Below are 23,940 nucleotides of genomic sequence, written 5' to 3'. Positions count from 1 at the left end.
GTGTCTCCTCTGGTTCAGGCCTGGGGGCGGCGGGGCCAGACGGCGCCGTCGAACAGCTTGCGGGCGGTGCGCACGACGCCGGAGCGCAGGACCCGTAGGTCCGTGCCGCTCCCGGTCACCTCGACCGAGGTGTCGAAGAAGCCGGTGGGGTGCTCGATCCGCAAGGGTCCGCCCGACGGTACGGGCCCGGCCGCCTCTGCGGCCACCGACCCGTCCAGGAGGACCGCGGTGGCGACCGACACCGCGCCCAGGACGCCGATGGAGGCGTGGACGCGGTGCGGGATGAAGGTCCGCGTGCACAGGGTGCCGCCGTCACGGGGCGCGGCGACGAGCGAGACCTTGGGCACGGTGGTCGTGCCGACGTCGCCGAGGCCCATCAGCTCGCCCGCGGCGAGCCGGATCTCCTCGACCTTCCGGGTCAGCTTCTCGTCCGCCTCCAGGGCGGCGGGCTCCTCGTAGCCCGTGGCGCCGAGCGCGGCGGCGGCCACGACGACGACGGGCATGCCGTTGTCGACGCAGGTCACCGGAACGCCCGCGACGACGTCGCGGACCTCGCCGGTCGGCAGGAGGGCCCCGCACGTGGAGCCCTCGGTCCCGGCGAAGTCCAGGGTGATCGGGGCCGCCGGGAAGGGGGCGCCCGAGATGAGGGTGTCCCCCGCGTAGCGGACCGCGCCGTCGCGGGTGTCCACCGTCGCGGTGGCGAGGCCGCCTCCGTTGCGGATGCGGATCCGGACGCGGGTGGTGTCCCCGTCGATCGGGACGATGCCGCGTTCCAGGGCGAAGGGGGCGACTCCGGCGAGGAGGTTCCCGCAGGTCTGCCGGTCGGAGACCCGCGGTTCGGTGACCTGGACCTGGAGGAAGAGGTAGTCCAGGTCGGCTTCGGGATCGGCGGAGGGCGAGACCACGGCGACCTTGCTGGTCAGGGGGTGGCCACCGCCGATCCCGTCGATCTGGCGGGGATCGGGCGAGCCCATGACGCGGAGCAGGAGGTCGTCGCGGGCCGCGGCGTCCGCGGGCAGGTCCTCCGCGAGGAAGTACGCGCCCTTGGAGGTACCGCCGCGCATCAGCATGCAGGGGATTCCCAGGGTCATGGCGCCGCCTTCGGCACGCCCCGGAGCGGGACCGTCCGCAGGATCTCGACCGTGGCCTCGGCCATCGCGCCGGACTCGCCCGCGGCCTTGGCCATGGCGGCGGCGGCCTCCATCTCCTCGACACGGCGGACGCTGTGCCGGACCGTCCCGTCGAGGAGCTTGGCGACGACGTCGCCGTCGAGCTCCGTCAGCGTCTCCACGAGGTGGTCGTAGCACCAGTCGCCCAGGCCCTCGGACTCGGCGACGCGCAGGGACTCGACCATCAGGGCGGTCAGGCCCTTCACCACGATGCTGCGCAGGAGCTTGCGGGCGGCGGCCTCGCCGACCCGGGCGCCCAGCGCGGTCAGGTCCATGCCACAGGACGTCAGGACGCCCGCGGCCTTCGCCGCGCCCGGCCCGGCGGCGAGCGCGGGGGTGCGCTCGCGCAGCCGGAGGACCGGGGCCATGAGGACGCCCTCGGCGAAGAGCAGGCCGTGCGCGGCGGCGGTGTCGGCGAGCTCCCGCTTGAGGTCGGTGCCGCCGGTGGACAGATCGAGGTAGACCGCGCCCTCCGCGGTGTGGCCGAGCGCGGACTCCAGCGCGGCGGGGGCGTCCACCGCGGCCGTCAGCGCGACGATCACCTGGGCGCCCGCGACGGCCTCGGCCGGGGTGGCCGCCGCGGTGAACGGCGAGGGGCGGCCGTCCCAAACCGGGTCGTAGCCCGTGACCCGCGCGGACAGGCCGCCCGCGATGGCGGAGCCCGCCTCGCCGAGACCGAGGAACGCGATGTGCGGCGTCACCGGAAGTCCTCGGGAAGGTCGTCGACGTACTCGACGCCGAGCCTGTCGAGGAGCTCGCGCAGGCCGTACATGTCCATGCCCAGGACGCCTTCCTGGAACTGCTTGCGCTTGCCCTCCTCGGCGGCGAGTCTCTTGCGCGCCTTGGCGAGCGCGTCGGGCGCGGTGGCCGCCGGGACGGCGAGGACCCCGTCGTCGTCGGCGACCACGACGTCGCCGGGGCGGATCAGCCGCCCGCCGCACACGACGGGCACGTTCACCGAGCCGGGGCTCGCCTTGACGGTGCCCTGCGCGCTGATCGCGCGCGCCCAGACGGGGAAGCCCATCGCGCGCAGCTCGGCGATGTCGCGGACGCCCGCGTCCGTGACCAGTCCGACGACGCCCCTGGCGCGCAGCGAGGTCGCGAGGAGCTCACCGAACATGCCGTCGGTCGACGGAGAGGTCGTGGTGACGACCAGGACATCGCCCTCACGGCACGTCTCGACCGCCGCGTGGATCATGAGGTTGTCGCCGGGGTGGCTCGCCACGGTGACCGCGGGCCCGGCCATCGCCGAGCCGTTCTGCCGGGGGACGACCTCCGGGGAGACGAGCCCGACGCGGCCCATCGCCTCGTGGACCGTGGCGACGCCCGCCTCGCGCAGGCCCGCGACGACGTCGGCGTCCGGCCGGGTGATGTTCCGTACGACGTAGTGCCCTGCCATGTCCGCCCCTCTCAGGCCAGTTCGGAGGCGACCTGCGGGTAGACCCGCTGGTAGGCCTCGGCGTAGGCGTCGACCGGGAGGCCCAGGTTCGGACCGCTGTTGCGCTTGGCCTGCACGCCGCGGCGGCGGCCCAGGTCGGTGTAGTACTCCACGAGGTGGCCCTGCGCGCCGAGCCCGCGCATCGCGGCGAGCTTGGCCTCCCAGACGGGGGTGATGTCGAGCAGCACGTCGGGCTTGAAGTCGCAGACCTCGGGCTGGTGCGGCTCGAAGCAGAAGACCGGCGGCGCCCCGATCACGTCGCCGGGGCCGGGCACGCCGGCCGCCTGCGCGAGGATCCGGGTGCGGCGCGCGATCTCGCCCGCGACCGGGTGGTCGACGTTGTAGGGGTCGTTCGGCGCGTGGGTGAGCACCACCGACGGCTGGAGCTCCCGGTACAGGTCCACGAGCGACCGGGTCAGCTCGGGCGTCTCCACGAGCGGGTAGTCCCCCGCGTCGAAGAACACGACCTCGGCGCCGAGCGCGCCCGCCGCCTTCTCACCCTCTTCCCGGCGCACGGCCTTGACCTCGTCGAGGCTGCACCCCTTGCGCCAGAGGCTGGCGGACTCCCCGCGCTCTCCGAAGCTCAGGCAGGCGATGACCACCCGCTGCCCGCGGTGCACCGCGAGCGCGATCGCACCCCCGGCCCGCCACACGAAGTCCCCCGGATGCGCGCTGACGACCAGCAGCGGTCCCGACATGGCTGTCCTTCCCTGGCCCGACCCATCGCCGAGCCCGTTCACCTGATCGTCGCTGAAGTTCCCCGCAGGAACATCAACGCGATCCAATACGAGATTGTCAACAATATGACCGACAACAGCCCTTCGCAACCCCTCCCAGCCCACCGCCACCGCAGGCCGTCTTCACCTCGCCCGGTTCCCGAGAACGCGAAAGGCGGCCTCCCCCTCTCGTGCTCGGGGAAGGCCGCCCTGTGTGAGGTGTCGGCGGCGGTCACAACCCCTGGGCGGCGAGCCAGGCGAGGCCGGCGTCGGCGACCTCGCGCCAGCCCCCGTCGACGGTGAGGGAGTGCCCTCGGTCGGGGAACTCCAGGAGTTCGGTGACGGCGGTGGAGCCCCGGTACTGCTTGAGCGTGGACTTGGTGATGACCTCCGGGACGGTGTGGTCGCGTCCTCCGGCGATGAGCAGGAGCGGGCCGCGGTGGTCGTTGGCGGTGTCGACCTTGGCGGGCGAGTGGAGGGAGAAGTTCGCGGCGGCGGCCTCGAACAGGGGCTTGCCCGGTGCGGGGATCGTCCACTTCTCGTACAGGGCGTCGGACTCCTCCTGGCTGACGGCGTTGCCGAAGGAGTAGCGGAACTGCTCGGGAGTCAGGGAGACCGCGTGCCCGATGTTGGCGGGGTTCTTGAACACCGGCAGGGTCGAGCGCAGGCTGGACAGCGGCAACGGCAGGACGCCCTTGATCTGCGCGGCGTCGATGGCGATGGCGGCGGCGGCCTTGTCCTCGCCGAGCAGTTTCTCGGCGATCATGCCGCCGAACGAGTGGCCGACGAGGATCGGCTTGACGCCGAGCTTGTCGATGAGCGCGGTGTAGTGCGCGTCGACGTCGTCGATGCCGTGCCCGGCGATCGCGGCCGCGGCGCCGCGCGCCTCGGCGACGGTGTCGGGGATCCCGGGCCAGCCCGGGGCGAAGGTCTCGTATCCGGCCGCGGTGAACAGCTCACGCCACGGGGTCCAGGAGGTGGCGTGCAGCCAAAGGCCGTGGATGAAGACGACGGGCGGCTTGGCAGAGTTCACGGGGGTCTCCGTTTCGTAAGGGCTTGGGCACATCATGTGCCGCCGGTCCGTCGCCCCGCTTGAGTCGGACGACTGACGTCCGCCGCACCGGTCGGCGCACCGGGCCGACCGTCTCTTCCCGCCGGCGACCCGACGTTCCGGCCTTCGTGAACGCCGCCTCCGTTCGCCTGCGCCGCAGGTCACGGCGCCCCTCACCGGCGTGCGGCGGGCCCGCCGCGCCGTCCCCGCCGCACGGACCGGCGGGGCCCGGCTCAGTCGAAGTACCGTCACTTCGACTGATGCCGCGAGCTGAAGGCGGAGGCAGAGTCGGTGCCGTCCGTCCTGAGAGCCCTCGGAAGGTGAGTGCCATGAATCCCCTGCTGATCGCGTACGACGGGTCCGCCAGCGCGGATGCCGCCCTGGAGTTCGCCGGACGTCTGTTCGGCGGCAGGGACGCCGTCGTGGTCACCGTCTTCGAGCCGCTGCTGGCCCCGGACGGCGAGGCGCCGGAGGCGGCGGCCGGGCGCGTGTGCGAGCGGGGCGCGGCCAGGGCCACCGAACTGGGGGTCAAGGCGGTGCCGCGGCCCGTGTCCGAACCCGGCGCGGTGTGGGCCGCGATCGACCGGGTGGCCGAGGAGATCCGCGCCGCCCTCATCGTGACGGGATCACGCGGCCTCGACGGCTCCCGTGCGCTGGTGACGGGAAGCGTCGCGGACTACCTCCTGCACCATGCCACGACGCCGGTCCTGGTAGTGCCGGACCTGGACCTGGCGACTGCACGAAAAGATCACCGTATGTCATGATCTGGTGGTGCTGAAGCCAGAAGTCCTGTTCGGCCGTGAGCGCGAGATCGCCGCGATCGAGCTGCTGACGGCGGGCGTCGGCGAGCGCGGCGCCGCGCTCATCGTCCGCGGCGAGGCGGGCTGCGGCAAGACCGCGCTGCTGGACCACGCCGAGCGGCACGCCGAAAGCCGCGGCCTGCGGGTCCTGCGCGCCGCCGGCGTGGAGTCCGAGGCGGAGATCGACTACGCCGCGCTGCACCAGCTCCTCTACCCGGTCCTCGACCGGATCGGGGACCTGCACGCGTCACAGCGCGACACCCTGGCCCGGGTCCTGGGCATGACGGTCGGCGGCGGCGTCCCCGGCGACAGGTTCGTCCTGGCGCTGGCGGTGCTCGGCCTGCTCAGCGAGGCGAGTCCGGCGGTGGTGATCGTCGATGACGCGCACTGGCTCGACCACGCCTCGGCCGACGCGCTCCGCTTCGCGGCGCGGCGGCTGGCCGGCGAGCAGATCTGCCTGCTGTTCGGCGTGCGGGACGGCCACGAGCACGCGTTCGGCGGCAGCGGACTGGCCGAGCTGCCGGTCGGGCCGCTGGCGGCCGAGGACGCCGCCCTCCTGCTGACGCGGCGGGTGCCGCATCCGATCGCCGCGCCGGTCCGCGAGCAACTCCTGACCGAAGCCGCCGGAAACCCGCTGGCGCTGCTGGAGCTGCCCGCCGGCCTCACCCCCGACCAGTTGTCCGGCACGGTCCCGCTTCCCGAACGCCCCTACTGGGCGACCCGCCTGACGACGGTGTTCGTCGACCGGGTCCAGGGCCTGCCGCCCAGCACCCGGACGCTGCTGCTCCTGGCCGCCGCCGACGACGCGCTCCAGATGGCCGACCTCCTGAAGGCGGGCGAACTGCTGGGCATCGCGGCCGCCGACCTCGACCCGGCGGAACGCAAGGGCGTCGTCCACGTCCGCGGGGACTACCTGGCCTTCCGGCATCCGCTGGTGCGCTCGGCGGTGTACCAGAGCGCCACGTTCGCCGAGCGGCAGGCCGTCCACCTGTGCCTGGCCCGGGTGCGGGCCGCCGACCCCGACCGCGCCGCCTGGCACCGGGCCGCGGCCGTGGGCGGCCGTGACGCGGAGGTCTCGGACGCGCTGGAGGCCGTCGCCGACCGGGCGCAGCAGCGCAGCGGCGCGGCGGCCGCCGCCGCGGCCTTGGCACGGTCCGCCGAGCTGTCACCCGACCCGGCGGTCGCGGCGGCGCGGCAGGCGCGCGCCGCGGAGGCCGCGCGGCTGGCCGGCCGCCCGAGCTGGGCGCGGACCCTGGCCTCCACCGCGGGTCCGCACACCGCCGACGAGACCACCCGGGCCCAGCTCGCCTACACGCTGGCCTCGATCCAGAGCGAGACCGGTGAGGTGGCGGGGGCCGGGGTCACGCTGAGCCAGGCGGAGCTCGGGCTGTCCGACCCGCGGGCCCGTGCCCAGGTCCTCAGCCGGGCGATGTGGTTCGCCTGGAACGCCGGTGACCTGCCCTTGCTGCGCGACATCGCCGAGCGGCTGCGCGCTCTGCCGGTGCCCCCGCTCCAGCGGGCCGTGGCGGTGCTGGCCGAGGAGGAGCCGCGGCCCGCGGCGGAGTGGCGGCCGCTCTCCCACGGCGAGCCCGTCTATCTCCACTACGCGGCCGACAGCGCCGAGTGGTACTCCGGGGCGCGCGACCGGCCCTCGGCCGAGGGATACGCGACCCGCCTCGAAGCGGAGCTGCGGGAACGCGGCGCCTTCGGCGAGCTGGCCTTGGCCCTGGAGGTCATCGCGCAGTGGGAGGCCGACTCCGGGCATCCCCGCAGCGCCCAGGCCACGGCCGAGCAAGGGCTGCTGCTGACCGAGGAGACCGGCTGGCACCTGCGCGCCGCGATCTTCCGCTCACTCCTGGCGCTGTCGGCGGCGCGCTCCGGCGACGCGGCGCGGACCTCCGAGATGGCCTCGGCCGCCCTGGACTGGGCGGCGCCCCATCAGGTGCGCAGCGTCGCGTCCCGCGCGGTGTGGGCGCTGGGCCTGCTCCACCTGGCCGGCGCGGACCCGGCCGCGGCGCACCGGCACCTGATCCGCCTGGTCTCGCCGCACGACGTCGCGGCGCATTTCCGGATCTCCCGCCGGGCGCTCGCCGACGTCGTCGAAGCCGCCGTACGGGCCGACGCGCGCGCCGACCTCCCCGCGGACCTGCCGCTGCGCGACGACCCGCTGTCGCTGCGGGCCCGAGCGCTCCTCGAACCGGGCGACGCCGCGTTCGGCGCCGCGCTCGCGGCGGCCGAAGGCTTCGGTGACCCTTACGAGCTGGCGAGGACCCGGTTGCTCTACGGCGAGTGGCTGCGCAGGGAGCGGCGTCCCCGTGAGGCGCGCGGCCCCCTGCGCGCCGCGCTGAACGGCTTCGAGACGCTCGGCGCCGCACCGTGGGCCGACCGCGCCCGTACCGTGCTGCGCGCCACCGGGGACAGCGTGGCGCCGAACGAGCGCGGCGCCTCGGCCGAACGGCTCCTCACCCCCCAGGAACTGCAGATCGCTCGGTTCGCCGCACAGGGCATGTCCAACCGCGAGATCGGCGCCCAGCTCTTCCTGTCGCCGCGCACGGTCGGCTCCCACCTGTACCGGATCTTCCCCAAGCTCGGCATCACCGCCCGCGCGGAGCTGCGCACGCTGATCCCCATCCGGTGACGGGGCCCCGATCCGGCGGGCCCGGCCGTCGTGCCGCGCCCGCAAGGCAGGCGGGCCCCGCCCGGCGAACTCGGCTCAGAAGCCACGTCTGCGGAGGGCGTCCGCCTCCCGTTCCAGGGTCTCGCGGAAGTCGGGATGGGCGATCGCGACGAGGCGGCGGGCCCGCTCGGCGAGTGTGCGGCCCTTGAGTTCGGCCGCACCGTATTCGGTGATGACGACGTCGATGTCGGAGCGGGCGGTGGTGACGGGGCCCGACAGGGCGGTGGTGATGCGGCTGACGGTGCCGTTCTTGGCGGTGGAGGGGAGGACCATGAGGGCGTGGCCCCCCGGGGAGCGGGAGCCGGCGCGGACGAAGTCGACCTGGCCGCCGGTGCCGCCCAGGTAGGCGGTGCCGGACTGTTCGGCGTTGACCTGGCCCGTCAGGTCGACCTCCAGCGCGGAGTTGACGGTGACGAGCCGTTCCACCTGGGCGAGGACGGCAGGGTCGTGGGTGTAGGAGGTCGCGCACATGCGGAGGGCGGGATTGCGGTCGGCGAAATCGTAGAGGCGGCGGGTGCCGATGAGGGCACCGTTGATGGAGACGCCCTGGTCGGTCTTCTTCCGGGCGTTCGTCACGACTCCCGCCTCGACCAGGTCGACCAGGCCGTCACCGATCATGCCGGAGTGGACGCCCAGGTCACGGCGGTCGTGCAGGAGACGGAGCAGCGCGTCGGGGACCGCGCCGACCCCGGTCTGGAGGACCGCGCCGTCGCCGATGTAGGCGGCGGCGTGCGCGGCGATCGCCTCGTCGATCGGGCCGATCCGGGCCGGCGGCACCTCGACGGGCGGGCGGGCGACGTGGACGGCGCAGTCGAAGGCCGAGCCGGGCAGGGTCTCACCGTGGGTCCGGGGCACCAGGTCGTTCACCTCGGCGATGACGACCCGGGCCCGGGCCGCGGCGGCGCCCACGTAGTCGCTGATGAGGCCGCAGCCGTGGTCCCCCTCCGCGTCGGCGGGGCTCACCTGGACGAACGCGGCGTCGCAGGCCAGGACGCCGGACTCGATCATCGGCCCGACCTGGCTGACATGGCACGGCACGACGCTCAGCCGGTGCGCCTTGGCGAGGGTCCGCAACGCGCCGATCGCCCCCATGCTGGAGACCTCGAACGCGTCGGCGGCCTCGGGCGTGAGCAGGCCGGAGAAGCTCGTCGCGATGAACACCGACAGGCCGCCGATCCCGGCCGCCTGCTCGATCAGCGCCTCGACCAGGGTCGTCGGCTCCCCGCACGCCTGGCCGAGGACGATCCGGTCACCGGGCTCGAGGAAGCGGGAGAGGTCGAGGTCTTCCGGCGCGCAGTGCACGGTCATGTCAGGCCGCCTGCGGCCAGCAGCGCCCGGGCGCGGGCGAGGTGCGGCCGGTCGAGCATCGCGCCGTTGCGGCCGATCGCGCCGACGCCCGGATGCGCCGCGAACAGCTCGACGATCTCGCGCGCCTCGGCGAGTTCCGCCTCCGTCGGGGCGAACGCGGCGTTGATGACCTCGACCTGGTCGGGATGGATGGCGAGCATGCCGCGGTACCCGTCGCGGCGGACCTTCTCGGCCCGCGCGCGCAGGCCCGCGAGGTCGCGGAAGTCGCCGTGGATGGTGTCGACCGCGGCGACGCCCGCCGCCGCCGCGCCCAGGAGGCAGAGGCTGCGGGCGAGCTCGTAGGTGAAGCCGTAGCCTCCGTCCGGGCCCCGGTTGTCGCTGGCCCCGACGGCGTCGGCGAGATCCTCGGCCCCCCAGGTCAGCGCGGTAAGGCGGGGCGCGCCCTTGTAGGCCCCGGTGGTGAACATGCCTTCGGCGGTCTCGGTCACCAGCGCGATCACCCGGATGGCGCCGCGTTCCGTGCCCGCCGCGACCTCCAGCGCCGACAGGTAGTGGTCGAGCACCTCGACGTCCTGCGGTCCACGCGCCTTGGGCAGCATGACGCCGCCGGGCCGGGCGGGCACGATCGCGGCGAGGTCGGACAGCGCGTGCGGGCCGTCCAAGGGGTTGATCCGCACCCACAGGCGGCCCCGCTCCGCCTCGGGGCGGCCCGCGAGGAACTCCGCGACGCCCGCGCGCGCGCCCGGCTTGCCCTCCTCGGCGACCGCGTCCTCCAGGTCCAGGATGACGGCGTCGGCGGACCCGTCGGCGGCCTTGGCCATCTTCCGGGGACTGTCCCCGGGCGCGAACAGCCAGGATCGCGCGCTGAAGCTCTGCATGTCTCTCCTCGTTGCGAACGGCTCGGTACGTCTCAGTACGACTTGGGCAGGCCGAGCACCTTCTCGGCGAGGAAGTTGAGGATCATGTGCGGGCTCACCGGGGCGGTGCGCGGGATCATCACCTCCCGCAGGTAGCGCTCGACGTCGTACTCCCGCGCGTAGCCCATCCCGCCGAGCGTGAGCATCGCGGTGTGGCACGCCTCGAACCCTGCCTCGGCCGCGAGGTACTTGCCCGCGTTGGCCTCGACGCCGCAGTCCGCCCCGTCGTCGAACAGGGTCGCGGCCTTCAGCACCATGAGGTTCGCCGCTTCGAGCTGCGCCCAGCACTTGGCCAGCGGATGCTGGATGCCCTGGTTCATCCCGATCGGCCGGTCGAAGACGACGCGTTCGCGGGCGTAGCGCGCCGCGCGCTTGAGCGCCGCCCGGCCCAGGCCGATGGCCTCCGCGGCGAGCAGGATCCGCTCGGGGTTGAGCCCATGCAGGATGATCTTGAAGCCCTCGCCCTCCGCGCCGATCCTGTCCTCCTCCGGAATCCACACGTCGGTGAGGAACAGGAGGTTCGAGTCGACCGCGTGCCGGCCCATCTTCTTGATCGCCCGGACGTCGATGCTGGCCCGGTCGAGGTCGGTGAAGAACAGGGACAGGCCCTCGGTCTTCTTCGTCACCTCCTCCAGCGGCGTCGTGCGGGCGAGCAGCATCATCTTGTCGGCGACCTGCGCGACGGAGATCCAGATCTTCTCGCCGTTCACCAGGTAGCCGCCCTCGCGGCGCTCGGCGCGGGTGCGCAGCCTCGTCGTGTCGAGCCCGGCGTCCGGCTCGGTCACCGCGAAGCAGATCCGGTGCTCTCCGGTGAGGACGGACGGGATCATCCGCTTGCTCTGCTCCTCGGTGCCGAACAGGGCGACGGGCTGCATGCTGAACACCGGGCCGTGGATGCTCGACGCCGCGGTCATCCCGCCGCCCGACTCGGCGACGGCCTGCATCATGATCGCGGCCTCGGTGATGCCGAGGCCCGCGCCCCCGACGTCCTCGGGCATCGCGACGCCCAGCCAGCCCGCGTCGGCCATCGCCTTGTGGAAGTCGTGCGGGAACACCGCGCGCTCGTCGAGGTCGCGCCAGTACTCGTCGGGGAACCGGGTGGTGCAGAAGTCGAGGACGGCGTCGCGGATGCTCTGCTGGTCCTCGGTGAGGGAGAAATCCATCGTGTTCTCCTGGGGGTGGGGGTCAGAACCTGCCGAGGGCGTCGAGGACGTCGCGGGTGTCGGCGCCGAGGCGGGGGGCGGGTCCGGCGACACGGCCGGGGGTGCGGGAGAACCAGGCGGGCGGGCCGGGGAAGCGGACGTCGCCGTAGGGAGACCGGACGGTCTCGAAGAACCCGGTCTCGGCGAGGTGCGGGTCGTCGAGGAGGTCGTCCAGGGTGCGGACGGGCGCGGCGGGGATGTCGAGCGAGCGCAGCAGGTCCAGCCACGCCTCGGTGGTGCGTTCCCGGAACGTCTCGGCGAGCAGCGCGTAGACCTCGTCGATCCGGGCGGCGCGGCGCGCCAGCGTCGCGAAGTGCTCGCCCGCCCACGCCGGCCGGACCGCGCCGACGAACGCGGCCCACTGCTTGTCGTTGTAGACGAGGGCCGAGAGGTACCCGTCCTTCGTGCGGTAGGGCCTGCGGTTCGGGGCCACCGCGCGCGGGTAGCCCGCGGGGCCGAGCGGCGGCTGGAACAGCGCCGCGCCCGCGTGCTCGACCAGCATGAAGGCGGCCATCGTCTCGAACATGGCGATCTCCACCTCCTGGCCTTCGCCCGTGCGCTCGCGGTGGAACAGCGCGGCGGTCGTGGCGTAGAGGGCGGTCAGGCCGGCCACCTTGTCGGCCATGATCGTGCCGACGTACCCGGCCTCGCCCGTCAGCCGCTCCTGGACCGACGGGATGCCGCATTCGGCCTGGATCGTGTCGTCGTAGGCGGCGAGATCGGCGTACGGGCCGCGGCGGCCGTAGCCGTAGCAGTTGGTGTAGACGGCCGACGGGTTGAGCGCGGCGACGTCGGCGTAGGCGAAGCCCAGACGAGCGATCGCCTTGGCGCGCATGGAGTGCACGAACACGTCGCAGCGCTCGGTGAGGGCGCGCAGCGCCGCCTTGCCGTCGGGGGTGCGGAGGTCGAGGACGACGCTGCGCTTGCCGCGGTTGACGTTGGCGAACACGCCGCCCATGCCGTGTTCCGGGCCCGCGGAGACATAGCGGGTGTCGTCGCCCGCGGGCGGCTCGACCTTGATGACGTCGGCGCCCATGTCGGCCATCATCTGGGTGCAGTAAGGGCCCATGACCATGGTCGTCAGGTCGAGGACGCGGATGCCGGACAGGGGTCCCCGGTGCGTCATGCGCGGCTCCGGGCGGCCGGGCGGTCCGGGGTTCTGGGGTGACGGGTCCGATGGGCGCGTCCGACTTGCATTGCCGTCTCCTACCGGTGTCCTCGGCTTCCCTTGCGCGGCGCCCGCACCGGCACGGCCACCGCAGCCGCGATCGTATCTGTTGAATCATTATAAGGATAGTGGTACGAACTGAGGTGTGAGCAGCGACGGCGGCGGCCTTCCGCAGGAACAGCACCTCACCGGTCGGACGCCGGGGCGCCCACCGGGACCCGGCACGATCGCCCGGGTCCTGGACGCGGCGCTCGCCGTCCGGCCCGACGCGATCGCCGTCGAAGCGGCCTCCGGCACGCTGACCTACGCCGAGCTGGACGAGCGGGCGCGACGGGCCGCCGGGGCGCTGTGGGCGCGCGGGATCAGGCCCGGCGACCGGGTCGCGGCCTGCCTGCCGAACGACCTCGACATCGTCGCGGCCTTCCACGGCGCGCAGCGGGTCGGCGCCGTCTGGGCGGGGATCGGCGAGGCGCTGACCGAGGCAGAGCAGCGGGACCTGCACGAGCTGTGCGAGCCCACCGTGGTGCTGGCCGGGCCGCGCTGCCGCATCGAGGTGCCGGGCCGGGTCGACGCCGATGCCTGGGCGGCGCTGACCGCGCGCGCGGAGCACGCCCCGGACGTCGCCGCCGATCCCGACGCGCCGGCCGGGATCGCGTTCACCAGCGGCACCTCGGGACGGCCCAAGGCCGTCGTGCACAGCCAGCGCAACCTCCTGTTGCCGGGCGCGGCGCTGGTCGCGAGCCGCGGCTGGGGGCCCGAGCTGCGCAAGGGCGACAGCTTCCCGCTCACCATCCTCAACCTCATGGTCCTGTCGACGCTGCTCACCGCCCAGGCGGGCGGCCGGGCCGTCATCATGGACCGGCGGGACGCCTCGGGCGTCGCCGAGTGGATCTCCACGCGCCGCGTCACGGTGTGGAACGGCGCTCCGGCGCAGCTGCACGACTTCGCCGCGCGCCCGGAACTCGACCTGTCGTCGCTGCGCGAGGTGTGGAGCGGCGGCAGCGACACCCCCGATGAGCTGCGGCGTGCCTTCGCCGCCGCGCACGGGCTCGTCCCCCGGGCGACGTACGGGCTGACGGAGGCGCCGACCGTGGTCTCGATCGACCCTCCGGGCGAGGAGTGGCGGCCGGGAGCGAGCGGCCGCCTTCTCCCCCACTTCGACGTCGCCGCCTACGACGCGCAAGGGAACCGGCTGCCTCCGGGTGAGTCCGGGGAACTGCGCCTTGCCGGGGCTTCTTCCGGCCCCTGGGCGGGGGCATGGACTCCGCTGCTCGGCCACTGGGAGAAGGGCGGCGTCCGCCCGTTCGCGCAGGGCACCGTCTCGACGGGCGACATCGGGCACGTGGACGGCGATGGCTGGCTGACCGTGCTGGACCGCAAGAAGCTCGTCATCGTCCGCGGCGGCGCGAACGTCTACCCGGCCGAGGTCGAACGCGTCCTCGCCGCCCACCCGGAGGTCGCCGCGGCCGCGGTGTGCGCGGTTCCCGACGCCCGGCTCGGCCAGCGCGTCGCGGCGGTCGTGCAGACCGCGGGGGGCCCGCTGGACGCGGGCGCGCTCGCCGAGCACTGCCGCCGGACGCTCGCGCCCTACAAGGTCCCGGAGTTCTGGACCCAGGTCCCGGCCCTGCCCCGCAACGCCATGGGCAAGGTGCAGCGGACCGCCCTCGCCGACCTCGTCGGCAGCGCGGGCGAGACCCCGTGAGGCGGGACGGCCATCACTGATAACCTTATAAACATGGAGCCCGCCGGAACCGAGCAGGTCAAGCCCGCGCCGACCAAGATCGGGCAGCTGCGCATGGCCGAGCTGGTCGCCTCCGCGCTGCGCGACAGAATCCTCGCCGGCGGCATCACCGACGGCTCGACCCTGCCGAAGCAGGACGAGCTGGTCGCCCAGTTCGGCGTCAGCTACCCGTCGGTCCGCGAGGCGCTGCGCATCCTGGAGACCGAGGGCTTCGTCACCGTCCGGCGCGGCAACCGCGGCGGCGCGACCGTGCACGCCCCCGACATCGGCACCGCCGGATACGCGCTCGGCCTCACCCTCCAGGCGATGCAGGTCGACGTGCCCGACCTCGGCCAGGCCCTCGCCGTCCTGGAGCCGATCTGCGCCGCGCACTGCGCGGAGCGCGAGGACCGGCACGAGGTCATCGTCCCCCGCCTCGAAGAGCTGCTCGCCGCGAGCGAGTCCCACCTCGACGACGGCGCGGCGTTCACCCGCACGGCCCGCGACTTCCACGACGCCCTGGTCGGCTTCGAGGCGAACGCCACGCTCCGCGTCGTCGTCAAGAGCCTCACCTCCCTCTGGTCCGTCCAGGAGGAGTCCTGGGCCGACGCCCAGATGTCCCGCGGCTCCTACCCCTCCCGCGCCGAGCGCGCCAAGGCCCAGCACGCCCACGAACGCCTCACCGAGGTCATCTCCGCGGGCGACGCCACCGAGGCCTCCCGCCTCGCCACCGAACACCTCACCGCGACCCAGCGCTGGGTGCTCCGCTCCCTGAAGCACCGCGTCATCGACGCCGCCTCCCCCCGCACCCGCAACCGCATCCGCCAGTCCTGACGGCCACGCCGGCCTCCGGCACCACACGGCCGGTGGTGGTCCCCACCGTGTCCTATGGCTCCCGTCTTCGCCGCCGTCCTCGCCGTCCCGCTGCGCCTTTTCGCCTGCCACGAAAGGGCGGAGGAGGAGGCCCGCGCTGATCTCCTCCCCCCGCACGCGGACGGCCCGCCCGTCTGGGATGACGGGCGGGCTCGGTATCCGGGCGGGGTCAGAACACGCGGCCGAGGTCCTGGAGGAGGATGGCCGCCATGCTGTGCTCGGCGAGGGCGGCGATGGTCATGGACGGGTTGCAGGCGCCGGTGGAGCCGGGGATGCGCGAGCCGTCGAGGACGTAGAGGCCGCGGTGGCCCCGGACTCGGCCCGCGCGGTCGACGGCGGGGCCCATGGGAACGCCGCCGAGGGCGTGCCAGGTGGAGCGTTCGGCGGCGTTGGTGTCGATCACCATGCCGCCGGCCGCGGTGGTGAACGCCGTCATCCGCTCCTTGAGGAGGGCCTGGAGGGCGGCGTCGCCGGAGTCGGACCAGGTGAGGCGGGCGTCGTCGGCGGCCGGGTCGTAGGCCCAGGTGCCGACGGGGTCGACGACGCCGAAGCCGACGACCGTCATCATCTTCGCGCCGTTCGGCGGGGCGATGGGGGAGCCCGCGTGGATGATGGTGTACGGGATGGCGGCGTCGGGGTCGCGGCCGCCGACGCAGGCGGGGCCGCCCTGGCGGGTGCCGGGGTCGCCGTTCATCTGGAGCCAGGAGTAGATCCGGTCGCCGTTGTTGCCCCAGGCGGTGCCGACGGCGTCGGGCAGGTCGGGGACCAACCCCTTGGCGCGGGCCTTCACCAGCAGCCGGGTGGTGCCGGCCGATCCGGCGTTCAGGAACACCGCGTCGGCGGTGATGCGCTTCTGCTCGAGCAGGACGCCGTCGGTGTCGATCCGGTCGACGTGCAGGACCCAGCGCCTGCGGGCGTCGAGCGAGATGTCCTTGACGACGTGCAGGACCTCGACCGTGACCCGTCCGGTGGCCTCGGCGGCCTTCAGGTAGGTGACGTCGATGGAGTTCTTGCCGCCGTTGTTCACCCCGAACGCCAGGTCGCTCGTGGTGTACGTCGGCGTGTACCTGCCGTCGAGTTCGCCGCGCACGTACGACCAGTCGATCGGCAGCGGCACCTTGAAGGTGTCCAGGCCGGCCTTGGGCGCGGCGTCGAGGAACAGCCGGGACGACTTGTAGGGGTCGGTCGCCAGGATGTCGTCGGGGATCGTGCTGATCTTGAGCATCTGCGCGACGAGGGGGTAGGCCCACCGGTCGAGCGCGGCGTAGTCGTCGGCGGCGAACGGCATCGACGCGGCGAAGTACTCCTCGGTCGGCTGGAGCGTCATCCCGTGGTACATCAGCGAGCCTCCGCCGACGGCGGCACCGCAGTTCACCGTCATGCCCTGCTCCTTCAGGGTCTCGATGAGGCCGGTGTAGGGCTTCCAGGTGCCGGGCACGCCGGGGATGCCGCTGTGGTCGCTCAGCCAGGCCGAGCGCCGGTCGACGTTCGCGATGCGCGGGAAGGTCGTCGCGTTCGGGCCGGTCGGCCAGCGCAGGCCGCGCTCCAGGACGAGCGTGCGGACCCCGGCGCGGGCGAGCCGCAGCGCGGTGACGCCGCCGCCGAAGCCGGTGCCGACGATGACGGCGCGCTCACGCGACTCCGTCACCGGCACGGCTGCGCGGGCGCGCCCGGGGGCGACGCCGACGGCGAGGCCGAGGCCGCCGACCGCCGCTGCGCCCAGCACGGTGCGCCGGCCGACGGCCGGGGTGGGGGGAAGGACTGAGGACATGGTTCGACTCCTGCTCATCCGGTGGATGGATCGGGTGGGCCCAACGGGCACCCATCCGCAGACGCGAAGTTCTCGAAAGGAAGAATGTTATTTTCTGAACGGAGAATCCCTCTTCGCGGAAGAGGCTAAGTTGCGGCTCTCTCCAGGACAACCCCATGCGATATACACAGAAATACCGTTCTCGACCACGCACCGCGCTGACCTGGCCCACCGCTCGGGTGCGGGCCCCGGCCTCCCGGCTCCGCGCACAGCACCTCTGTGGCGCCGCACAAGGAATCCCGGCGCCTCACCGGTGGGCGGGGCACGGGGGAAGGGTGTCTCACACGGGGCGGGTCAGGGCGTGAACGCGACGTGACGCCGGGGGCCGCCTCACGTCACACGCCGGTAACAAAGGGATCTCAGACTTCGCGTGAGTTCCGTTCCGCCGGAGTGCCGCGCCGGGCGTTCCGGCGGAACGCCACCCACCCAGAGGAGTGAAGGTCTCGTGTCTTATGTGTCGCCGCCCGACTTCGTGCGGAAGATGATCGACTCTGGGGAGGCCAAGGCGTTCATGTCCACCCGGGACACCTTGATCCGGGCGTTCATGGCGGGCGCGATCCTCGCGCTCTCCGCGGCGTTCGCGGTGACCGTCACGGTGCAGACCGGGGAGGCGCTGCTGGGCGCGGTGCTGTTCCCGATCGGGTTCTGCCTGCTGTACCTGCTCGGCTTCGACCTGCTGACCGGGGTGTTCACCCTGACGCCGCTGGCCTGGATCGACAGGAGGCCGGGGGTCACCGCCAAGTCCGTCCTGCGGAACTGGGGGCTGGTGTTCGTCGGGAACCTCGCCGGGGCGATGGTGGTCGCGGTGATGATGGCCGTCATCTTCACCACGGGCTTCTCGATGGACCCGAACGAGATCGGCGAGAAGATCGGCACGATCGGCGAGAGCCGGACCGTGGGATACGCCGCGCACGGGGCCGCCGGGATGCTGACGCTGTTCGTCCGGGCCGTGCTGTGCAACTGGATGGTGTCCACGGGCGTCGTCGCCGCGATGATGTCGACGTCGGTGTCGGGCAAGGTCATCGCGATGTGGATGCCGATCCTGCTGTTCTTCTACATGGGCTTCGAGCACTCGATCGTCAACATGTACCTGTTCCCGTCCGGTCTGATGCTCGGCGGGAACTTCTCCATCGGCGACTACGTCCTGTGGAACGAGCTCCCGACCGTCCTCGGCAACCTCGTGGGCGGCCTGACCTTCGTGGGCCTCACCCTCTACGCCACGCACGCCCGCACCGCCGGAACCATCGAGCGCCCCGACGCGCCCGCGGCCGACGTCCGCGTCGGCGCGGACGCCTGACGTCGCCGGAAGACCTCGACCCATCGGCCTCCACGACCGTGCGGTTCAGCCGCCCCGCTCGGCGACCAGGGCGGTGCGGCTGAGCTTGGTGGCGGCCGAGCGGGGCAGGGCGGCGACGAACTCGACGGTCTTGGGGACCTTGTAGGGGGCCAGGCGGGCTCTGGCGTACGTGATGACGTCGGCGGCCGTGAGCGGCGCGGCGGGTTCGATGACGGCGTGGACGCGGCGGCCCCATTCGGGGTCGCGCAGGCCGATGACGGCGACGTCGGCGATGCCGGGATGGTCGAGGAGGGCGTGCTCGACCTCGGCGGGGTAGACGTTGGCGCCGCCGGTGACGATGAGGTCGACGGCGCGGTCCAGGAGGTAGAGGTAGCCGTCCTCGTCCAGGTATCCGATGTCGCCCGCGGTGGCGAAGCCGTCGGAGGTCGCCGGGGCGTCCGGGGCGGAGCCGACGTAGCGGTGCTGTCCGCTGGTCGTGCAGCGCAGGTGGACCAGGCCCGGCTCGCCCGCCGGGACGGGCTCGCCGTCGTCGTCGAGGATGCGGATCTCGGTGCCGCGCACGGGGCGGCCGACGCTGCCCTCGTGTCCCGCCCACTCGTCGCCGCGCAGCCCGGTGAAGCCGAAGCCCTCGGTCATCCCGTACGCGGTGAACATCCGCTCGGGGCCGACGAGGCCGCACCAGCGGCGGGCGAGGGCGGGCGGCAGCGGGGCCGCGCCCTGGAGGATCCAGCGCAGGCCGGAAAGGTCGCGCTCCTCGATGCCGGGCAGCGCGGCGAGGCGGCGCAGCATCGTCGGCGTCGCGGTGAACGTGGTCACCGCGTGCCGCTCGATCAGGTCGACGGCCTGGGCCGCGTCGAACCGCTCCAGGACGACGAGGCGGTCTCCGGCGAGCAGGCTCTGCAAGGTGAAGAAGCCGTTCGTGTGGTACATCGGGGCGGGCACGAGAATGGTCTCCGGGCGCGGCACCGGGCCCCACGCGGCGGCGAACGGGGCGGCGCGGCGGGCGTCGAAGTAGCCGGGCCGGTCGGCCAGGATCACCTTGGGCGTGCCGGTGGAGCCGCTGGAGCAGATGCCGTGGCACTGCGGCGGCACGAGATCGCGCAGCTCGGGCACGGGGTCGGCGGCCGTCGCGGCGAGCCACCCGGCGTCCTCTGCGGCGAGGTGGACCTTCGCGCGGACCACCGCGCGGACCCGGCTCAGCTCCCAGTCCGGCAGGTCCCAGCGCATCGGGACGGGCACCGCGCCGAGCCTCCAGGCGGCGAGCACCGACAGCACGAACTCCGGGGTGTTGCGCAGCGCGAGGGACAGCCGGTCGCCGCGGCGCAGGCCGCGCGCGTCGAGCGCCACGGCGATCTGGGACGCGCGCCGGTGCGCTCCCCCGGCCGTGAGCGCGGTCTCGGCTCCGCCGGGTGCGGCGAACCGCAGCACGACGTCGTCGGGCCGCCGCGCGGCGAGGTCGGCGAGCTGCGCGCCGAAGCTCCTCGGCTCGTCCATCGGGTCTCCTCAGGTCGTCACGGCCAGGCGAGCGGGCCCGCCTTGCGGAAGATCTCGACGGGCTCGACGGAACCCGGGTCCGCCGCCGCGGCGAGGAGGGCGCGGGCCTTGAACACACGGGCGGCACGGCTGGGCCGGTGCGGCATCATGCCCGCGGCGGCCGGATCGAGAAGGCGCGGTCCTCCCCACAGGACGACCTCGTCGGTGCCCGCGGCGGCCGCCTCGTCGACGAGCCTTCGGATGCGCGGGTCGCGGCCGTACAGGGCGGCGTGCACGGCGACGGCGTGCGGCTTGGCCCGCAGCACCGCCGAGTACACCGCCGGGCCGAGCGGAGCCGACGCCGCGCCGAGGATGCGCAGAGGAAGGGGGTCGCCTTCTTCCGCGCACAAGACGGTCGCCTCCCAGCCGGCGAGCACCCGGTCGACGAGCCAGCCGCCCGCGAACCGCGCGGTCTCGACCACGTCCGGCGCGACCACCACGAGGCGGCGGCGCAGGGAGCGGCCCGCGAGCGGCCGGGCGACCCGGTGCACGGCGGGCCGACCGCGCGCGCCTTCCAGCGGTGGCACGGCCGCCCGCGTCCTGATCGTCGTCACATCGGCCTCCTCAGGTCAGTCGTCAAGGCGGGCGCGGGCCTTGCGGACGGTGACGGGCTCGGCGAGGCGCTGCTCGTCGCAGACGTGCTGGAGCCTGTCGATGGTCTCGGCGAGGCCGGGGCCCAGGCGCGGGCCCGGGGTGAACGAGGCGGGCAGGCTCTTCATGCCGTTGATGATCCCGATCGTGTCGTAGTGGACCGCGGCGCCGGGCGTGCAGACGAAGTCGGGCATCCGGTCGAGGACCGCGGTGAGCATGATCTTGAAGACCGCGCGGGCCACGTTCGAGCCGATGCAGCGGTGGATGCCGAGGCCGAAGCTGCTGTGCCGGTTTCCCTGACGGTCCAGGACGACCCGGTGCGGTTCCTCGAAGACCTTGGCGTCCCGGTTGGCCATCGCCCAGGACAGCCAGAGCCGGTCGCCTTCCTTGAACTCCGTCCCGTTGATGACGCAGTCCTCGGCGATCGTCCTGCCGTCTCCCTGGGCCGGGGTGAAGAAGCGCAGGAACTCCTCGGTCGCGCTGTCGAGGAGGTCTTCGCGCTCGCGGCTCAGCCTCGTCCGCTCGCCCGGGTTCTCCGACAGCCATTCGAGGGAGTGCGCGGTGAGCGCGGTCGTGGTGTCGAAGCCGCCGCCGAGGATCAGCATGAGGACCCCGAACAGCTCCATGTCGCCGGGTCTGCGGCCGTCGAGGTCCAGGCCGACGAGCGCGTCGAGCAGGCCGGGGCGGGGCGTGCGCCTGCCCTCCTGGATCGCGCCCATCATCTTCATCCCCATCTCCACCTGGAGGCCACGGATCCGTCCGAAGTCGGGCGAGTCCATCGGGGTGTAGACGGCGGCGTGGATGGGCTCGCAGTACACGTCCCAGTCTTTGAGCGGCATGCCGAGCAGGGCGAGGGTGAAGATCGCCGGGACGACGTTGGCGAGATCGTCGACGAAGTCGATCCGCCCGGACTCGATCTTCTCGTCGAGGCAGGCCCGGGTCAGCTCCTCGATGACCGGCTTCCAGCGCGCCACCGCGGCCGGGGAGAGATAGGGGTTCAGGGCCTGCCGGTAGTAGCGCTGGTCGGGCGGGTCCATCTCAAGGAAGCCGCCCTGGATCGCCCCCTCGCGCGGCGGCGGCGGGATGGTGATTCCGACGTAGCCGCGCCGGACGTTCGTGACGTCGTTGTCGTTGGACAGCACGTCGGCGCGCCGGGCGAGGTCGAACAGCTCGGCGTTGCCGCTGGCGTACCAGTAGCCGCCGTGGGTGTCGTTCCAGGCGACGGGGCAGCGGGCGTGCAGGTCGTCCGACAGCCGCTCGAAGTCGAGGCGGTAGCCGGGAGACAGCCGGTCGAGGCTGATCGCGGGCTTGCGCCGCGCGGTGTCGTCGGGGACGGGCGGGGGTGCGTCGCTCATGGCTGGCTCCGGGGCGGGACGGCGATGGTCTTGGTCTCCAGGAAGTCCTCAAGGCCCTCGGTGCCCCACTCGCGCCCGATGCCGCTCTGCTTGTAGCCGCCGAAGGGCGACTCCACGTCGAACCACTGGGCGCCGTTGACGCCGACGGTCCCGGCGCGGAAGCGGCGGGCGAGGGCGAGGGCCCGGTCGGTGTCCGCGCTGAAGACCGCCGAGGACAGGCCGTAGATGGTGCCGTCGGCGATCCGCACGGCGTCGTCGTCATCGTCGTAGGGCAGCACGACGAGCGCGGGCCCGAAGATCTCCTCCTGGGCGACGGCCGCTGTCGGCGGCACGTCGGCGACAAGGGTCGGCTCGACGTAGTAGCCGCGCTCGAACCGCTCGGTGGGCTTCCCGCCGAGCACGATCCTGCCGTCGCGGGCCGCCGAGGCGTAGTACCGGAGGACGCCGTCGCGCTGCCGGGCGTTGACGACCGGGCCCATGAGGTTGCCGGGGTCGGTCGGGTCGCCCCAGGGGATGTGCGCCATCGCGGCGGCGGCGAGGTCCACCGCCTCGTCGTGCCGGGACCGGGGCACGAGCAGGCGGGTCAGGGAGGCGCAGCCCTGCCCCGCGTGGATGCACACCGATCCGGCGAGGCGCGGGACGACCGCGGTGAGGTCGGCGTCGTCGAGCACGACGGCCGCGGACTTGCCGCCGAGCTCCAGCGTCACCCGCTTGACGGTGTCGGCGGCGGCCGCCATGACCCGGCGGCCGGTCGCGGTGGAGCCGGTGAAGGTGACCGCGTCGACGTCCGGATGCGTGGTGAGCAGGGACGCGACCGCGTTGTCCCCGGTCGTCACGACGTTGAGGACGCCCGGCGGCAGCCCCGCGCGGACGGCCAGGGCACCGAGGGCGAGCGCGCTGTAGGGGGTGTCCGGCGCGGGCTTGAGGACGACCGTGCACCCCGCCGCGAGCGCCGCGGCGACCTTGCAGAGGTTGAGGTAGAGCGGGACGTTCCACGGGGTGATCGCGGCGACGACGCCCGCGGCCTCCCGCCGGATGATCCGATCCGACGGCGCGCCCATGACGGACTTCGTGGGCAGGGTCCGCTCGAACTCGTACGTTTCGAGGAGGCCGATGTAGTGGTCGAGGAAGCCGATGGGGCCGTCGAGCTGGATCATCGGGGTGAGCGCGACGGGGCAGCCGGTCTCGGCGACGAGCAGCGCCCGCAGGGTCTCGGCCTCCTCCCGCAGCGCGTCGCGGAGCGCGATCAGGCAGCGGCGGCGCAGTCCGGTGTCGGTCCGCCAGCCGGTGGTGTCGAAGGCGCGGCGGGCCGCGGCGATCGCCGCCTCGACGTCGGCGGGCCCGGCGTCGGGGACGGTGCCGATGACCTCCTCGGTCGCCGGGTTCACGTTGGCGAGGACCCTGCCGTCGCGCGCGGCGACGAGCTCGCCGCCGATGAGCATCAGATCGGCGATCCCCGTGGCTTCGGGGGCCTTCACCGGCCGCGGCCCATCGACTGGAGGGCCGCGTCGGCGGCCGCGAAGACGGTGGCCGCGTCGGCGCCCGCGGTCGCGGCGAGGTCGGCGGCGAGCCCGGTGTCCTTCGCCAGGAGGTCCCCGGCGACCTCGCCCATCGGGCCGAGGGTGAAGTCGGGACGGCCGACGAGCGCGGCGGCGAAGCTGCTGCCCGAACCCTTGCCCAGCACCACCGCGAGCTGGGTGAGGTCCACGCCGAGGCTGCCCGCGAGGGCGTACGCGCTCTCGGCGACGCCCAGGTTGGCCGTCATCAGCAGATTATTGATGATCTTGGTGCGCTGGCCCGCGCCGAGCCCGCCGAGGTGCACGATGGGGTCGCCGTACGCGGCGAAGACGGGCCTGGCCCGCTCCACCGCGGCCTCGTCGCCACCCGCCATCACCAGCAGGGCGCCCTTCGCGGCGGCCGGTCCGCCGCCGCTCACCGGGGCGTCGATCAGGCCGAGCCCGCGTTCCTCCGCCTGCCCGGCCAGCCGCTCGCAGGTCGCCGGATGGACCGTGCTGTGCACCACGATCAGCCCGCCCGGCGCCATCGCCGCCAGCAGCCCGCCGACGACGTCCTCCACGCCCGCGTCATCGACGACGCAGACGCACGCGATGTCGCTGGCCGCGCCGAGTTCGGCGAGCGAACCCGCGAGCTTCGCCGGGGTGTCCGCGAACGGTTCGAGCGTCTCGGGGCGCCGTGCCCACAGCGTCGTCGGGAACCCCGCCTCGGCGATCCTGCGGGCCATCGGCCCGCCCTGGCTGCCGAGGCCGACGAACCCGACCCTGGTCTCGCTCATCTGCGCTTCCCTTCTCCGTCGG

Annotated in this window: 19 protein-coding genes and 1 pseudogene; 5 read left to right on the top strand and 15 right to left on the bottom strand. The window is 73.5% G+C overall.

Features of this window, described 5'->3' with window-relative positions; translation table 11 throughout:
- Positions 1–14: 14 nt before the first annotated feature.
- From EDD29_RS13525 to EDD29_RS13505, 5 genes are all read right to left on the bottom strand, one after another.
- Positions 15–1,091: a 4-oxalomesaconate tautomerase gene (locus EDD29_RS13525; RefSeq protein WP_123664737.1), complete on the bottom strand. Its 1,077-nt coding sequence runs from the start codon at positions 1,089–1,091 to the stop codon at positions 15–17.
- Entirely contained in the window at positions 1,088–1,870 is a 783-nt protein-coding gene (locus tag EDD29_RS13520; protein WP_123664736.1) for a DUF1932 domain-containing protein, read from the bottom strand. Before EDD29_RS13520 ends, EDD29_RS13525 begins: the two co-directional genes overlap by 4 nt.
- The gene (locus tag EDD29_RS13515; RefSeq protein WP_123664735.1) at positions 1,867–2,568 is read right to left on the bottom strand and encodes a 4-carboxy-4-hydroxy-2-oxoadipate aldolase/oxaloacetate decarboxylase; all 702 of its coding nucleotides are present in this window, start codon (positions 2,566–2,568) and stop codon (positions 1,867–1,869) included. Before EDD29_RS13515 ends, EDD29_RS13520 begins: the two co-directional genes overlap by 4 nt.
- A gap of 11 nt (positions 2,569–2,579) precedes the next feature.
- The gene (locus EDD29_RS13510) at positions 2,580–3,305 is read right to left on the bottom strand and encodes a PIG-L deacetylase family protein (RefSeq protein WP_123664734.1); all 726 of its coding nucleotides are present in this window, start codon (positions 3,303–3,305) and stop codon (positions 2,580–2,582) included.
- 250 nt (positions 3,306–3,555) lie between these two features.
- Positions 3,556–4,356: an alpha/beta hydrolase gene (locus EDD29_RS13505; RefSeq protein WP_211359704.1), complete on the bottom strand. Its 801-nt coding sequence runs from the start codon at positions 4,354–4,356 to the stop codon at positions 3,556–3,558.
- A 347-nt stretch (positions 4,357–4,703) separates the two neighbouring features.
- Between EDD29_RS13505 and EDD29_RS13500 the strand changes: the two genes are divergently transcribed.
- A complete protein-coding gene (locus tag EDD29_RS13500; protein ID WP_123664733.1) occupies positions 4,704–5,138 on the top strand; it encodes a universal stress protein in 435 nt (144 codons plus the stop codon).
- A gap of 7 nt (positions 5,139–5,145) precedes the next feature.
- Complete coding sequence (locus EDD29_RS13495) at positions 5,146–7,812, top strand: helix-turn-helix transcriptional regulator (RefSeq protein ID WP_148085949.1); 2,667 nt, start codon at positions 5,146–5,148, stop codon at positions 7,810–7,812.
- A 75-nt stretch (positions 7,813–7,887) separates the two neighbouring features.
- Here the strand turns inward: EDD29_RS13495 and EDD29_RS13490 are convergent, their stop codons facing one another.
- Genes EDD29_RS13490 through EDD29_RS13475 form a run of 4 tightly spaced genes read right to left on the bottom strand, consistent with a single transcriptional unit; the run spans position 7,888 to position 12,404 of the window.
- Positions 7,888–9,159 (bottom strand): acetyl-CoA hydrolase/transferase family protein, encoded by a 1,272-nt coding sequence (locus EDD29_RS13490; RefSeq protein WP_123664731.1) that lies wholly within the window; start codon positions 9,157–9,159, stop codon positions 7,888–7,890.
- Positions 9,156–10,037, bottom strand: coding sequence for an HpcH/HpaI aldolase/citrate lyase family protein (locus EDD29_RS13485; protein ID WP_123664730.1), 882 nt, complete (start codon positions 10,035–10,037; stop codon positions 9,156–9,158). Before EDD29_RS13485 ends, EDD29_RS13490 begins: the two co-directional genes overlap by 4 nt.
- 32 nt (positions 10,038–10,069) lie before the next feature.
- On the bottom strand, positions 10,070–11,239 hold the full coding sequence (locus EDD29_RS13480; protein WP_123664729.1) for an acyl-CoA dehydrogenase family protein: 1,170 nt from the start codon (positions 11,237–11,239) through the stop codon (positions 10,070–10,072).
- A gap of 22 nt (positions 11,240–11,261) precedes the next feature.
- On the bottom strand, positions 11,262–12,404 hold the full coding sequence (locus EDD29_RS13475; protein ID WP_123664728.1) for a CaiB/BaiF CoA transferase family protein: 1,143 nt from the start codon (positions 12,402–12,404) through the stop codon (positions 11,262–11,264).
- Positions 12,405–12,591: 187 nt separating this feature from the next.
- On the opposite strand from EDD29_RS13475, the gene EDD29_RS13470 reads away from it, so the two are divergent.
- The gene (locus EDD29_RS13470) at positions 12,592–14,148 is read left to right on the top strand and encodes a class I adenylate-forming enzyme family protein (protein WP_123664727.1); all 1,557 of its coding nucleotides are present in this window, start codon (positions 12,592–12,594) and stop codon (positions 14,146–14,148) included.
- A gap of 33 nt (positions 14,149–14,181) precedes the next feature.
- Positions 14,182–15,000: a FadR/GntR family transcriptional regulator gene (locus EDD29_RS13465; RefSeq protein ID WP_123664726.1), complete on the top strand. Its 819-nt coding sequence runs from the start codon at positions 14,182–14,184 to the stop codon at positions 14,998–15,000.
- A gap of 208 nt (positions 15,001–15,208) precedes the next feature.
- On the opposite strand, the gene EDD29_RS13460 is transcribed toward EDD29_RS13465, so the two are convergent.
- The gene (locus EDD29_RS13460; RefSeq protein ID WP_211359703.1) at positions 15,209–16,810 is read right to left on the bottom strand and encodes a GMC oxidoreductase; all 1,602 of its coding nucleotides are present in this window, start codon (positions 16,808–16,810) and stop codon (positions 15,209–15,211) included.
- Between the two features lie 484 nt (positions 16,811–17,294).
- Here EDD29_RS13460 and EDD29_RS13455 point away from each other — a divergent pair, with 484 nt between their 5' ends.
- A complete protein-coding gene (locus tag EDD29_RS13455) occupies positions 17,295–18,146 on the top strand; it encodes a formate/nitrite transporter family protein (protein WP_123664724.1) in 852 nt (283 codons plus the stop codon).
- Positions 18,147–18,191: 45 nt separating this feature from the next.
- Here EDD29_RS13455 and EDD29_RS13450 read toward each other — a convergent pair whose 3' ends face one another.
- From EDD29_RS13450 to EDD29_RS13430, 5 genes and pseudogenes are all read right to left on the bottom strand, one after another.
- A complete protein-coding gene (locus EDD29_RS13450; protein ID WP_123664723.1) occupies positions 18,192–19,640 on the bottom strand; it encodes a class I adenylate-forming enzyme family protein in 1,449 nt (482 codons plus the stop codon).
- Between the two features lie 17 nt (positions 19,641–19,657).
- A complete protein-coding gene (locus tag EDD29_RS13445; protein ID WP_211359702.1) occupies positions 19,658–20,233 on the bottom strand; it encodes a hypothetical protein in 576 nt (191 codons plus the stop codon).
- A 15-nt stretch (positions 20,234–20,248) separates the two neighbouring features.
- Positions 20,249–21,625: a cytochrome P450 gene (locus EDD29_RS13440; RefSeq protein WP_123664722.1), complete on the bottom strand. Its 1,377-nt coding sequence runs from the start codon at positions 21,623–21,625 to the stop codon at positions 20,249–20,251.
- Positions 21,622–23,103, bottom strand: coding sequence for an aldehyde dehydrogenase family protein (locus EDD29_RS13435; RefSeq protein ID WP_246052748.1), 1,482 nt, complete (start codon positions 23,101–23,103; stop codon positions 21,622–21,624). The genes EDD29_RS13440 and EDD29_RS13435 overlap by 4 nt, the downstream gene beginning before the upstream one ends.
- Positions 23,100–23,930, bottom strand: a pseudogene (locus EDD29_RS13430) (NAD(P)-dependent oxidoreductase); the annotation flags it as partial. The pseudogene EDD29_RS13430 and the gene EDD29_RS13435, both read right to left, overlap by 4 nt.
- Positions 23,931–23,940 lie beyond the last annotated feature (10 nt).

Source organism: Actinocorallia herbida (assembly GCF_003751225.1).
Classification (GTDB): Bacteria; Actinomycetota; Actinomycetes; order Streptosporangiales; family Streptosporangiaceae; genus Actinocorallia; species Actinocorallia herbida.
This window is presented reverse-complemented; position numbering and strand designations above follow the sequence as displayed.